This is a genomic window from Limnothrix sp. PR1529, assembly GCF_002742025.1.
Classification (GTDB): domain Bacteria; phylum Cyanobacteriota; class Cyanobacteriia; order CACIAM-69d; family CACIAM-69d; genus CACIAM-69d.
The window spans coordinates 57,995-71,369 of record NZ_LIRO01000062.1 but is presented as its reverse complement, the minus strand read 5'-3'; the positions used below and the strand labels follow the sequence as shown (position 1 = coordinate 71,369).

General features: G+C 58.2%; 10 protein-coding genes. 4 read left to right on the top strand and 6 right to left on the bottom strand.

Features of this window, described 5'->3' with window-relative positions; translation table 11 throughout:
• The first annotated feature begins 143 nt into the window (after window positions 1–143).
• Complete coding sequence (locus AMR42_RS09765) at window positions 144–2,366, top strand: recombinase family protein (RefSeq protein WP_199858139.1); 2,223 nt, start codon at window positions 144–146, stop codon at window positions 2,364–2,366.
• A gap of 75 nt (window positions 2,367–2,441) precedes the next feature.
• On the opposite strand, the gene leuD is transcribed toward AMR42_RS09765, so the two are convergent.
• Window positions 2,442–3,035, bottom strand: coding sequence for a 3-isopropylmalate dehydratase small subunit (leuD, locus tag AMR42_RS09760; RefSeq protein WP_099533286.1), 594 nt, complete (start codon window positions 3,033–3,035; stop codon window positions 2,442–2,444).
• Window positions 3,036–3,127: 92 nt separating this feature from the next.
• Entirely contained in the window at window positions 3,128–4,546 is a 1,419-nt protein-coding gene (dnaA, locus tag AMR42_RS09755) for a chromosomal replication initiator protein DnaA (RefSeq protein ID WP_190354999.1), read from the bottom strand.
• A 752-nt stretch (window positions 4,547–5,298) separates the two neighbouring features.
• On the opposite strand from dnaA, the gene AMR42_RS09750 reads away from it, so the two are divergent.
• Both AMR42_RS09750 and AMR42_RS09745 read left to right on the top strand, forming a co-directional pair.
• Entirely contained in the window at window positions 5,299–6,108 is an 810-nt protein-coding gene (locus AMR42_RS09750; RefSeq protein WP_099533253.1) for a carbon-nitrogen hydrolase family protein, read from the top strand.
• A 179-nt stretch (window positions 6,109–6,287) separates the two neighbouring features.
• On the top strand, window positions 6,288–6,902 hold the full coding sequence (locus AMR42_RS09745; RefSeq protein WP_099533252.1) for a hypothetical protein: 615 nt from the start codon (window positions 6,288–6,290) through the stop codon (window positions 6,900–6,902).
• A gap of 31 nt (window positions 6,903–6,933) precedes the next feature.
• Here the strand turns inward: AMR42_RS09745 and AMR42_RS09740 are convergent, their stop codons facing one another.
• Window positions 6,934–7,527, bottom strand: coding sequence for an AAA family ATPase (locus tag AMR42_RS09740; protein WP_099533251.1), 594 nt, complete (start codon window positions 7,525–7,527; stop codon window positions 6,934–6,936).
• Window positions 7,528–7,761: 234 nt separating this feature from the next.
• Between AMR42_RS09740 and hflX the strand changes: the two genes are divergently transcribed.
• A complete protein-coding gene (gene hflX, locus AMR42_RS09735; RefSeq protein WP_234406931.1) occupies window positions 7,762–9,612 on the top strand; it encodes a GTPase HflX in 1,851 nt (616 codons plus the stop codon).
• 176 nt (window positions 9,613–9,788) lie between these two features.
• Here the strand turns inward: hflX and AMR42_RS09730 are convergent, their stop codons facing one another.
• From AMR42_RS09730 to AMR42_RS09720, 3 genes are all read right to left on the bottom strand, one after another.
• Entirely contained in the window at window positions 9,789–11,213 is a 1,425-nt protein-coding gene (locus tag AMR42_RS09730; RefSeq protein ID WP_234406928.1) for a type IV pilus twitching motility protein PilT, read from the bottom strand.
• A 347-nt stretch (window positions 11,214–11,560) separates the two neighbouring features.
• Window positions 11,561–12,784, bottom strand: a complete 1,224-nt coding sequence (locus tag AMR42_RS09725; RefSeq protein ID WP_368670733.1) for a folylpolyglutamate synthase/dihydrofolate synthase family protein — start codon at window positions 12,782–12,784, stop codon at window positions 11,561–11,563.
• A 347-nt stretch (window positions 12,785–13,131) separates the two neighbouring features.
• On the bottom strand, window positions 13,132–13,245 hold the full coding sequence (locus tag AMR42_RS09720) for a photosystem II protein Y (protein WP_099533248.1): 114 nt from the start codon (window positions 13,243–13,245) through the stop codon (window positions 13,132–13,134).
• Between the last annotated feature and the right edge of the window lie 130 nt (window positions 13,246–13,375).

Sequence of the window (13,375 nt, the reverse complement as noted above, 5' to 3'; positions counted from 1 at the left end):
CGTGATTTAACCCCACAACCGCAGTTGCCCAACGAGATCCAAAGGGCAACCCTGGGGCGGGACTTGAGGCTTGGGTATTGGGGTGATCGTTTGGAATCACTGGGCGATCGGTATCATAGCAAAACCATCATTTTTCCGTGCTTGTGGCTAACCATTTCCCGGCTTCCGCCACGTTTGCGCCCGATCGCCCGGCTGCGATCGCCCGATCAATTTGGATTACAGGCGGGGCCCTCAGCGGCAAAACCCAAACCCTGGTGGATTGGTTCCAGGGATTGCGAGATCAGTTGCCCCCGGGAAGTCGGGTGTTGGCCCTGGCGGCCAGCAGCGAAACCCGTTGGGCCCTGATGGAGCGATTGGCGGCGGTGGGTTGGCCAGCCATCGACTGCACCACCCCCCTGGGCTTTTTTGAGCAGGAGGTGATGCTGTTCTATCCGTTGCTGGCGGAGCGGGCGGGGTTTGTGCCGCAATTTCCGCTGCTGTTGCGCCCGGAAAATGAACAGGAACTGGCGGGGCAGTTGTGGGGCCCGGCGCTGGCTGAAAACCCTGATGCACCGATCGCCCAACCATTGCGAGAGCGGGCCGTGCGGCGGCTGTTGGATCTGTTGCAGTTAGCAGCCAACAGCGGCACGGATTTGGCGGAAATTCCCGATCGGCTGGTGCAAGGGCTGGGGCCAGCGGCGGCGGTGGAACTGCCGGGAAATTGGGTCGATCGGGCGGGCGCTCTGATTGTGGAGTGGCGAGACTGGTGCTTGCGGCGCGGTCTGCTCACCTACGGACTGGTGAGTTGGCTCTATGGCAACTTTTTGCTGTCGGATCCGCGCTATCTCGATCGACTGCAACGACGCTATCAAGTGGTTTTGGCCGATGACACCGATGATTTTCCGGCCCTGGCAGGGCGGCTGCTGACCCTGTTGCAAGAAGGCGGGGCCTGGGCTGGCTACACCCACAATCGGGATGGGGCCAGCCGCTTGGGGTTGGGTGCGGATCCTGTGGCCTTGCAGCCCTTAGCCGATCGCTGCACCGATCATTTGGATTTGGGACGCGCGAATCACGACTTGGTGCAACGGGTGGCTCCGTTACTAACCACGGTGGCGCGGGAACCCTTTGCGATCGCCCCCTGGGCCGAGGCCTGGCCCCCCACGGTGCAAGTGCTGACCACCATTGCTCGGGCCCAACTGCTGCGGGAAACGGCCGAAACCATTGTGCAGGCCGTCCAAACGGAAGCCCTCCAACCCCAGGACATTGCGGTGATTAGTCCCGGTTTGGACTCGATCGCGGGCTACACCCTGGCCTCCATCCTGCGCGATCGGGGGTTACCCGTGACCCTGTTGGGCAACCAGCGCCCTTTGATTAGTTCGCCCACGGTGCGATCGCTCCTGACCCTGTGGACGTTGGTTTATTCGGGTTTGGGCGACTGGCTAAATCGGGAAGATGTGGCGGAAATGTTGGTGGGGCTGAGCACGGAACCGGATCCTTGGTTGGCCACCCCGGAACCGGCGGCCACCGGGGCCGGGTCGATCGGGACAGAAGCGGAGTTAGATTTGGCGCTGCCGGATTTGGCGGAAACCAGCCCCACGGGCCTACGCCGGGCGATCGATCCCGTGCGCGCTGGCCTGATTGCCGATCACTGCTTCCGTCCCGATCGACAGCGGCCGGAACTGTTGCCCGTGGAAGTCTTTGCCCGTTGGGATCGGTTGGGCTACCGAGCCACCATGGCCTATCAAAAGCTGCGATCGTGGATTAGCGAGCAACAGCAACAACTCCGCCAACGCCTGGTTCGCAGCCCCCTGATTGTGCTCGATCGCGCCGTTCAGCAGTTTTTGTGGCATGGGGGACGCTTGGATCCCGCCGAATTGGCCGCCCTGCGCGAACTCCTAGAAGCCGCCCATCGCTATTGGGACATCAGCCACCGCATTGATCCCCAAGCACCGGAAACGGAAACCATCCACAAATTCATTGCGCTGTTACGACGCGGCACGATCGCCGCCAACCCCTTCCCCAGCCAAGTGCTGAACCCGGCCCCCAGCGGCATCACCCTCGCCAATATTTTCCAGTACCGCACCGCTCGCCTTTCCCACCGCTGGCACTTTTGGCTAGATGCCTCCTCGCCCCTTTGGCCCCGGGGGGGCGCAGCGGTGTTGTTCGGCTCACCCCTGTTTCTGCAAGATTGGAACGGTCGCCGCCGCACCCCAGACGACGAGGAACAAGCAGACCTCGATCGGTTCGATCGGGTGGTGCATGACCTGTTGGGGCGTTGCCGCGATCGACTTTATCTGTGCCACAGCGATCTATCGGTCACCGGCCAAGACCAGTTGGGGCCCATGCGCCCGGTGATCGATGCCAGCGAGCTTGGGGTTGACAATTAGGAAATCGAGGCTTTCCCGTTCGTCTGCAACCCGGATTCCACCGTGGCGAGATCGTAGGGGGCAAGACGACAGGCCCTAGGCCCAAGCCAGGTAAGGCAAACGGCCAGCAGTGGCCTGCACGGCCTCTCCTTGACTGACCAACTGACCGCAGCTATCCCACATGCCGCTGAGGAAGGCCTGGCGCGGCCCTTCCTTCATGGTGACGGTGATGGTTAAGTCCCCGATCGCAGCGGTCAGATTCACCAAATCCAAAGACACCGAGGCGCTGGGGTTGGCTTCAATGGCCCCTTGCAGCGCCAACACATCCTCATGGCTGGCCGTGACGCAGGGAATCCCGATCGCCACGCAATTGCTAAAGAAGATTTCCGCAAAACTTTCGCCCACAATCGCCCCAATGCCCCAACGGGCGATCGCCTGGGGCGCATGTTCACGGCTGGAACCACAACCAAAGTTACGATTCACCACCAACAGCTTGGCCCCTTGGTATTGAGCCTGATCAAACGGATGTTCGCCGTTCAGTTGGGTGCGATCGTCCGCAAAGGCATGTTCACCCAACCCATCAAAGGTGACACAGCGCAGAAAGCGAGCCGGAATGATGCGATCGGTGTCAATGTCATCACCGCGTAACGGCAAACCAGTACCCGAAACCCGCTGAACTTGACTGTTGATTTCGCTCATAGGACTGCTAAAAGGCTGCTGATGGTCATAAAACAGAGTGGAATTATCCTACCGCAATCGGAAATACTCTTAACTGAATGCCCTTAACTCGCCGTTGGTGGAGCCGGAGGTTGAGCCGCCAAATTAATTCGATCGCTCAGTTGGCGCAAATTTTGGGCAAACTCCGGATCCGCATCCTTTAATTGCGCCACTTTGTCGCAGCTATACATCACCGTGGTGTGATCTTTGCCGCCAAATTCTTCCCCAATTCGGGGCAAACTCAAATCCGTATGTTGCCGCATCAAATACATCCCAATTTGACGGGCTTGGCTAATTTCTCGGCGGCGAGAATTGCCCTTCAAATCCTCGATCAAGATATTGAACGCATCCGCCACAATTTGAATCACTGACTCGGGCGAAGCTTCCACCGTTTCCACGGGCGGGTTCAAAACCGGCGCAATGTTCTGCACCGTCATCGGCAATCCCGAGATCGAAATATAGGCCACCGCGCGAATGAGGGCCCCTTCCAATTCCCGAATATTGGAAGTATAGCTAGCGGCAATATATTCAATAACATCGCGGGTCATTCGAATATTTTCATACTCGGCTTTTTTCTGCAAAATGGCCATCCGGGTTTCAAAGTCCGGCGGTTGAATATCGGCAATTAAGCCCATGGAAAATCGGGACGACAGCCGCTCTTGCAACCGAGGAATTTGACTGGGCGGGCGATCGCTCGCCAACACCACTTGCTTACCCGCTTCATGCAACGTATTGAAGGTATAGAAAAACTCTTCTTGGGTATATTCTTTACCTTCAATAAATTGAATGTCATCCACAATGAGCACATCAACGGCGCGGTAAAACTCCCGAAACCGCTGCATTCCGTCCTTGCGAATGGCGGCGATCAAATCATTGGTGAATTGCTCGGTGGAAACGTAATAAATTCTGGCATTCGGATCCGTTTCCAGGCGGTAATGACCGATCGCCTGCATCAAATGGGTTTTGCCCAGTCCCACTCCCCCACACAAAAACAGGGGGTTAAATTCCCGACCCGGCGACTCGGCCACCGCCAGGGAAGCCGCGTGGGCCATGCGGTTGTTAGCCCCCACCACAAAGCGCGAAAAGGTATATTTCGGGTTCAGTTCCGTGGCGGTGCGGCCCCGATCGCTGGGGGCAGGGCTGGCGATCGGTGGGGCGCTGGGGGGATCGGCGATCGGCTCCGGTGGCGGCAAGAAGGCTTCCGGGTCGATCGCCCCGCCAACGCTTTCATCACCCCGGGCCGCCACGATCTGAATTTCCACCTCATGGCCCAGCACTTCGCGGGCCGCCTGGGAAATAGCTTTTAGGTAATACTTTTGCAGCCAATTACGAGCAAAGGGCGTGGGAGTCCGCACCACCAAAGCCTGATCGTCTAAGCGCTCTGCGATGGCCGTTTTGATCCAAGTTTCAAACGTTGGCCGACTCAGTTGGTTTTGGAGCTGATCCAAAACCTGACCCCAGAACGCATCGAGCGATTTTTCCACGGTGGACATCCTCTGGACGAATCTCGATCGAACCCCCATCGCAGGTCACCGGTAGCGATTCCACCTGTGCCCAACACCCCCAACGGTGTATTGCCCCGCGACTTCAGTTCGATGGCAACCATTCGATTGCACTGGTTGACTGCATAGGTTGACTGCATAGCATTGACTGCTGGGGCAGCGATCGCCACAACCGGCAACCAGTGCAGCGAAGTTATTCTAGCCGTCTTTGTTCGATTGAACGGATCGAACCCGACCCAGCGCACAAAAACCCGGTCAAAATCAACGCAACAGCCCCGAAACCCAGGGCAGCGATCGGGCAGTTGGGTCACCCTCACGCCATTGCGTTGGCCCCGTCAGTAGGTTGGACTGGGCCGATCGGCCCGTCATCAGATTCCTCAAGACCCTGATTCCATGCTGGTCTGGTCGATCGCGCTCCAATCATCAACACAACTCCAGCAGCGAAATGCAGCATGAAGGGTCTGCTCGCTGACATCTAGTGTCCAGCAAAGAGCCATAAACCTATCATGAATCGGGCCAAGGGGCGATCGGCCGGAATTTCTTAAACAATTCATGCGCCTTCCGTGCGCCTTCCATCCGTCTTCCATCCGCCTCCCTTGCGGCTCAATCTGCCATTCGGACTTGGCATGGTTAATGACTTGGGTGTAACTGAACGCAACGAATGGGAAGAATTTACGGATAATCTAATGCGGGCTATCTGCCCCTAATTCCTGTTGTTAAACCGATCTGAACCTATGAAGTCCTACCTGGCGGCGGCAGTCCAAATGAACAGCCAGCCCGATCTGGCCCACAACCTGGCTCAAGCCGAAGACTTAATTGATCTGGCCGTGAACCGGGGGGCAGAACTGATTGGCCTGCCGGAAAACTTCTCCTTTTTGGGCGAAGAAAACGCAAAACTCGCCCAGGCCAGCGAGATCGCCGCCGCCAGCGAAAAATTCCTGAAAACCATGGCCCAGAAATATCAGGTCACCATTTTGGGGGGTGGATTTCCCGTGCCAGTGCCGGACAACCAGGTGGCCAACACGGCGCTGCTGGTGGATCCCGATGGCTCCGTGGTGCGATACGAAAAGGTGCACTTGTTCGATGTGGATTTGCCCGATGGCAACACCTACCGCGAATCGCAAACGGTGTTGGCCGGTTCCCACTTGCCGCCCCTCTATCGATCGGACAATTTGGGCAATTTGGGTCTCTCGGTCTGTTATGACGTGCGGTTTCCGGAGCTATATCGCCATCTGTCCAAACAGGGCGCAGATGTGTTGTTTGTGCCCGCAGCGTTCACGGCCTACACGGGCAAGGATCATTGGCAAGTGTTGCTGCAAGCCCGGGCGATCGAGAACACCTGTTACGCGATCGCCCCGGCCCAAACGGGCCTCCACTACGGCCGCCGCCAGTCCCATGGCCACGCGGTGATTATTGATCCTTGGGGCACAATCTTGGCCGACGCGGGGGATCCGGTGGGCCTCGCGATCGCGGAAATCAACCCCGATCGACTGGCCCAAGTCCGTCGCCAAATGCCCTGCCTGGAGCACCGCGTTTTCGGCTAAATGTCCATCTGATTAACGCCCATCCAAACAATCCATCCAAACAATCCATCCAAACAACGGGGGCACAACACCCGCCCCCAAACCTTGATTTTCTAATTATTGGCGAATTCCCTTTCCTGCGAAAACCCAGATATTATTAAACAAATCACTTTATGTAAGCTTTTGAGTTCCAAGCTGCCATGGTTCCCCGAGTTCAGCTTTCAACCCTGATGGTAACGGCATTGTTGCTTACGGTGAGCTTCGGAAAATCAGCCCAGGGCCAGGACACAGACCCCCTGTGCTACTTCACTGATGCGGCTGGCAACCGCCGGGATCTCAGTGCTTGGTGTGGTCGGCCGGGCAACAATCCAACGGCCCCAAACAGCGCTCCGGCATCTGCGCCGATGGGGCCACCTTCGGCGGCCACTAGTGCCAATGGCGGCGGCAATGTGGAGCTGTTGCAATGCCGCGTTGAAGGAGAAGGTCGTACCGAGCCGGTTGGCCCTAGTCAACGCTTAATTGTTCATCTCATGGGTTCTGTGCAAAATCAAACGGGCAGACCGGTGAGCAATGTGACGGTGCGCTATGTCGTGAAATCAGAATCCAGTATTTTGAGTCGCGATGGACGCTCATTAAATGAGTCACTGCTGGGTGTGGGAGATCGCGGGATGTTTGATCGCAAGGACAAACCGATTGCTTTAGAAGCTGTGACCAGTAGCAATAACCGTTGGCAGATTGAGATTGAGGGGATTGACTGGGTAGAAGCGGGCATGGCTCGATCGCACCAACTTTCGCCTCCAACCCGTTGTTATTAGCACCTAGTTATTAGTGCCTAGTTATTAGTGCTTATCCATGACCACTGAATGACCACTGATTGGGCTGAGTGAGCAAAGGATGATTCAGGCTCGGGGTCGCGGGGCAATTACTAGTCAGAGTCATGATTTCCAGTTGATCAAAGCCTTCTGCCAGTTCTGGGGGCGATCGATCCAATTGTTGAGCCATCCGTTCAATGACATGGGCGGGAACCTGTCGATCGCGCTGGGCATTCCAGGCCAGGCATTGCTCCAACGGGGTTTGCACCCACCAGCCGATAATCTGGCTAAACCCCAATTCCCGTGCGGTTTCTAAGATTCGCTGTCGTTGGCGCGGGTCGGCGTTGGTGGCATCGTAAACGGCATCGGCTGCATTGACGATCGCGGTTTGCAGTCGATCGCACACCACCTGCCAAATGGCTGACCAGTCGCCCTGAACAGCCGCATCACCAAAGAGTTCAGCCCGGATGGCATCGGTGGAAATCCAATGTCGATCGGGAGCGGCGGCTTGCCACTGGCGAGCCAGGGTGGACTTGCCACAGCCCGGCGGCCCAATCAGTACGATCAGGCGAGTTGTGGGCAGACCAGAGGCAGGGGGATCAGCAACGGGGCGATCGAGAGGCGGCATGGCGCTGGAATGGGCTAATCAACCGGTTAACGCCACAGGTTAACGCTGTAGGTTAACGAGATCGGCTAACGAGATCGGCTAACGAGATGATTTGAGCATGGTTGAGCCGTTGAACCGCCTAAGGATCAGGGATCACCCTCGCCTTAGCCGGCCCGGCCCGCCTAAAATTGAACCATTCTCCACCGCCCGATCGCCCCTCCCAGGCGGGAGATGTGCGGCGATCGCCGTTTGGGGATCTGGTTCATTTTGCCGTTCTATTCTTTTCCATTTTTTTGTCGCATTCTGAGGTGGCTTATCGAAACCATTCATGGAGATCTGAAAGGTCTCAAAACCAACCAACTCAAACAACTGAAGCGGCTTTATCATCAGCGCGTGCCCGGCGATCGCTTCACCACGCCGGAATTTGCCCAGCGCCTAGCCGCCATCAGCACCGAACTGGAAAAACCCCTTTGCGTTTACTTTAACCGGCGGGGCCAGGTGATTCGAGTCGGCGTGGGCACACCGCGCCAAACCCAAATCCCGCCTTTGGAATTGCCGCGTTACGGGGCCGAGCGCCTGTGCGGAATTCGTTGCATGGCCACCGCGCCCGAGTCAGAACAGCCGGGAACCGGAGCCTTGACGGCTTTGGCCCTGCAACGGTTGGATGCGTTGGTTTGGTTGCCACTCACGGGCAGTGGCTTTGCGCGGCGCGGCGGCGGTGTGGGGGGCTATGTGAAATCGGCGCGGGTGGCCCATCTGCTGCCGCCGTCCAATCTGCCGGGTTTGGTGGTGCGAGGGACGGAATCGACGGCCGAAAGCGTCACCCAAAGCACCACGGTGTTACCCCCTGTCCCGATCGAGGACTTGGCGGAACAGGACTTTCTGGACTTTGTGACGGGGCTGGAGGCCGAGTTTGCCCGGGAAGTGTCCGGCTTAGAGATTGATCAAGCGGGCGATCGGGTGTTGTTGGTGGGGGTGCAAACGAGCGATCGGGATCCCAGGGCCTTTGAAGACGGGTTGGCGGAACTCGATCGGCTGGTGGACACGGCCGGCGGTTCCGTGGTCGGTGTGGTGCGCCAAAAGCGATCGCGCCCCCATCCCCAAACCGTGGTGGGTGAAGGGAAGGTGGAAGAAATTGCCCTCCAGGCCCAGAGCTTGGGGGCCAACCTGGTGGCGTTCGATCGGGACTTGTCCCCGGCCCAAATCCGCAACTTGGAAAAATTCATCGGTACGCGCGTGGTCGATCGCACCGAGGTGATTCTCGATATCTTCGCGCAACGGGCCCGATCGGGCGCGGGCAAGCTGCAAGTGGAACTGGCCCAGTTGGAATATCTCATGCCGCGACTGACGGGCCGTGGCCAAGCCATGTCTCGGTTGGGCGGCGGCATTGGAACCCGGGGGCCCGGTGAAACCAAATTGGAAACCGAACGCCGGGTGATTCAGCGGCGCATTGCCCGCTTGCAACGGGAGGTGAACGAACTCCAGGCCCACCGCAACCGCCTGCGCCAACGTCGCCAACACCACGATGTGCCGACCGTGGCGATCGTGGGCTATACCAACGCTGGAAAATCAACCCTGTTGAACGTGCTGACCGATGCGGAAGTCTACGCGGCCGATCAACTGTTTGCCACGTTGGATCCAACCACTCGCCGCCTGACCCTGACTGCGCCCGCCCCGATCGCCCCGATCGCTGAATCGGAATTTCCAGACAGCCCCGAATTTGCGGAACCCACCGAGGGGCGATCGATCCTGCTGACGGATACGGTGGGGTTTATTCAAGAGCTGCCGCCGCCCTTGATGGATGCCTTTCGCGCCACCCTGGAGGAGGTGACGGAAGCAGAGGCCCTGTTGCACTTGGTGGATTTATCCCATCCTTCCTGGCCCCGACATATTGCGGCGGTGCATGAAATTTTGGGTGAAATGCCGATCGTTCCGGGGCCGGAGCTGCTGGTTTTCAACAAAATCGACGCGGCTAGCTCCGAGGCGATCGAGCAGGCCAAGGCGGAATGTCCCCACGGGGTGTTTATTTCCGCAGGCGATCGCTTGGGACTCGAAACCCTTCGGCAACAGTTGCTGAACCTGGTTCGCTACGCCACGGGCGAATAGGCCCCTTGCCCGATCGATCCTGCCCGATTCATCCTGATCGATCCTGCCCGATCGATCCTGATCGATTAATCCTGCCCGATCGATACCTGCCCGATCGATCAGGTGGGACACACCGCCGCAATGGGTTAATCAACAGTCAAACAGCAGCTTTCGGGCCTAGAGCCTTGCGCCCCGACCTAGACCGCAGAGCTGTAGAGAGAGCCACCTCGCAACATAATCGCCATTTCGTTCTCGCGGGGCGAATTGGCGAGAGCAATCTCCTCGTTGATGCGCCCTTCCAAATAGAGCTTGTAGAGAATTTGGTTCATCGTACACATGCCCTCGTATTCCGATCGGGGAATGATGTCCTCCACCTCGTCAATCTGACCTTTCTTGATGTAATCCCGGATGGCATCCGTGTTGATCAGCACTTCAAAGACCGGGGCCCGTTTGCCGTCGGTGGTGGGCACTAGGGCTTGGGAAATGCAAGCCACCATCGCTTCCGCAATTTGGGTTCGCACGGCTTCGCGATCTTCCGGTGAATAGAGCGCCAAAATCCGCTCGATCGTCTTGACGGCCCCGTTGGTGTGCAGCGTTCCGAATACCAAGTGACCGGTTTGGGCGGCCTTCAGGGCGGTTTCCACCGTTTCCCGATCGCGCATTTCCCCAATCAGAATCACGTCTGGATCTTCCCGCAAGGAAGCCCGCAACGCATTGTCAAACCGTAGGGAGTGAATCCCCACTTCCCGCTGATTGATCACCGACCGGCGGCTTTGGTGGACAAACTCGATCGGGTCTTCGATCGTGATGATGTGCCGGGTCATGTTGCGGTTGATGTAGTCAATCATGGCCGCCAAGGTGGTGGACTTCCCGGAGCCGGTGGGCCCCGTCACCAAAATTAATCCCTTGTGGGCATGGCAAACATTGGCAAAGGCCGCCGGTAAACAAAGCTGCTCAAAGGTCTTGATTTCCATCGGAATCAAGCGCAACACCATCGCCGGCCCATTCAGGGTTTCAAACAAATTGATCCGCACCCGCGCAAAGGGATATTGGGCCGCCCCGTCAAAGTCTAAGTTTTCTTGAAAATGCTGAATTTCCAAATCGCTCAACACCTCTTGCATCCAAGCCATGAAGGTGTTGTCGTCCGTGGTGGGGTAGGTGGTGGGCTGCATTTGCCCCCGGCTGCGGAAGCGCGGTTCTCGGCCCACGGCCAAATGCACATCGGAATAATTGTTGCGAAAGGCTTCTTCCACCAACTGCCGCAGGGTGGGCGCACCTTCCGAGGCCTTCGCCCGAGGGAGGGGACGGCGGCCGCTGACGGGGCTGGCTTCTGGGACGATCGGGCCCGGTGGGGCCGTTTCGCCATTTTCCCCAATCACCTGAAACGACCAGTCCGCCCGCCGATCGCCCAAATTCACACTCAGGTGATGGTTGCCGGGCTTGGGAAACACCAGGTCTAAGCGCCAAGTGCCGTCCTTGGCCACGATCGGCCCTGTCATCTTGAAGTCATTATTCAGACTGACGACCAACGGTTTGCCCGCATCATCGGGCGTTGCCACACCGGCCACCACAAACCGCTGGAGCGGGCGCACGGGTTGGCTGGGAGCCTGAACAATTTTCATTGAGAAACCTCCAAAATCCGTCACTACTTCACTAGCAATTGCCACCATTCGCTCACGAAGGCTGCAATCGGGAGGCTTCCTGCTTCATCACGGCGAAGTCCGCTTCATCCGCAACCCAGGCTGACAAGACCGGACTGGCCGCCATTTCGAGATGAATCGCCCCGCTTCCGCCCCGATCGACTTTCAATCCACAGTTTGGCCCATGGTCGAAAGCCCTTGCATTCAGCCTGACCCATCCATACCTGCCTGCTGCTGGAGAACTGGGAAACCGAAAAGAGGGTTCCCCTGAACTCCGTGATTTTGCGGATCAGGCTCCCTTTGTTTCTAATCCAAAACCAATGGATTTGTCAGCTTTTGGCTGCTAAGGCTGGGGAAATGGTGGGGGTGCTGATCCGAAAGAATTGCCCCAAAAGATACAGGGAACCACAGAGCACCACGGGCCGATCGCCCGCCAGGGCCACCTCCAAAGCTGGCAACAGATCCGTGAAGGGGCGACCCTCTGCCAGGGCGATCGCCTCGGGAACCAGATGCACCAATGCTTCGGGGGCGATCGACTGGGGATCTGGAACAGGCACGGTGTAGAGCCGATCGCCCGATCTCAACAGGATCCGCAACACGGCGGCCGCGTCCTTGGTGCTCAACATACCCATCACCCAGGTCACGGGCCCCAAATTTTGCTGATCCACATAGTCCCGCAGCACTTGGGCCGAGTCATGGTTGTGGGCCCCATCCACCAGCAGCGATCGCCCTTGATGGGTTGTCCACTGCAACCGACCCGGCCAGCGGGCGTTGGCCATGCCGGTTTGAATGGCTGGGTTGGAAATGGCCCAACCGGCCGCTCGCAACTGTTGCACCAGCCCGATCGCGACGGCCGCATTGGTGCGCTGGACAGTTCCGGCCAGGGGCAGCGGATAGGCTAAATTGCCCGATCGCACCCAAGGTAAGTGCGGCCAAGATTCGGCCGGCGGGGCGATCGGCTCGGCCGGCTCCACCCAATCGATCGGGCAGGCCAGTTGGGCCGCGCGATCGGCCACCACGGCCCGGGCCTCGGGCGGCAGGGGAGCCACCACCAGCGGCCGCCCTGGCTTTAGGATGCCGGCTTTTTCTCCGGCAATTTGTCCCAAGCTGTCGCCCAAAACCTGCCAATGATCCCGTCCGATCGAGGTGATGGCACAGGCGATCGGCCCGTCCACCACATTGGTCGCATCCAACCGCCCCCCTAGCCCCACTTCCATCACCGCCAAATCCACCCGCTGGCGCGCAAAATACAGCCAAGCGGCCACGGTCACCAGCTCAAATTGGGTCAGGGAAATGCCGGTTTGGGCGATCGCCCGTTCCCCCTCACGCAGCAACTCAGCCAGAACTTGCGGTTCGATCGGGACTTGATCCACCGTGATTCGCTCCGTCCAATCCACCAGGTGCGGTGAAGTGTAGCGCCCGGTGCGATAGCCCGCCGTCGTCAGAATGCTGGACAGGTAAGCACAAACGGAACCTTTGCCATTGGTTCCCGCCACATGGACGATCGGCACTTGTTGCTGAGGATTCCCCAAAGCCGCCAGCACCCCTAGCATCCGCTCTAAACCCAACTGCACGCCGAAGGGTTGAAAACTGGCTAATTGCTGGTCTAGTTGGTCTACCTGATCTACCTGATCTACCTGATTGGCCTGGTGAGCGTGATTGGCGTGATGATCCTGGGTTGCCGGGTGAGCTGCACTGACGGAATTTGCTGAATCTAGCGGCTCTGGGTTTGATGGTTCGATCGCCGAGGTCATGGTGTTGTTCCTTAGCCTATTGCGCCTTGCGAGGGGCCAAAAATGCCCAAAAACAAGTAGGAGCGCCATCAAAGCGCCCCTACTATTCTGCGATTGGGTATCGATTGTGGGCGATCGCGACAAAACCGCCAGAGTTTACTACGAACCTAGCTGTCTAGCTGACGACGCAATTGCTCGAGAGCTGCCTTACCAATGTTGAAAACAGCCCAGCCAGCAGCCAGCAGCAGCGGAGACACCACAACCAAAACGCGCCAATCCATATCTTGATCTCCCGTAACAGTTCTAAAAACAGGCGAGCCAATTTAATTAAATGCCATTGTCGGGCATTTGGGGCCTCCCGAACGCGACCAGTCGATCGGAATCCTGGGAACTGGGTCACTGGCGGGCATT

What these genes read in the sequence shown, in the direction of transcription:
- AMR42_RS09725 (WP_368670733.1), bottom strand. Translation starts at nt 12,784, where the DNA reads ATGCTAGGGGTGCTGGCGGCTTTGGGGAATCCTCAGCAACAAGTGCCG.
- AMR42_RS09730 (WP_234406928.1), bottom strand. Translation starts at nt 11,213, where the DNA reads ATGAAAATTGTTCAGGCTCCCAGCCAACCCGTGCGCCCGCTCCAGCGG.
- AMR42_RS09745 (WP_099533252.1), top strand. Translation starts at nt 6,288, where the DNA reads ATGGTTCCCCGAGTTCAGCTTTCAACCCTGATGGTAACGGCATTGTTG.
- AMR42_RS09750 (WP_099533253.1), top strand. Translation starts at nt 5,299, where the DNA reads ATGAAGTCCTACCTGGCGGCGGCAGTCCAAATGAACAGCCAGCCCGAT.
- AMR42_RS09720 (WP_099533248.1), bottom strand. Translation starts at nt 13,245, where the DNA reads ATGGATTGGCGCGTTTTGGTTGTGGTGTCTCCGCTGCTGCTGGCTGCT.
- AMR42_RS09740 (WP_099533251.1), bottom strand. Translation starts at nt 7,527, where the DNA reads ATGCCGCCTCTCGATCGCCCCGTTGCTGATCCCCCTGCCTCTGGTCTG.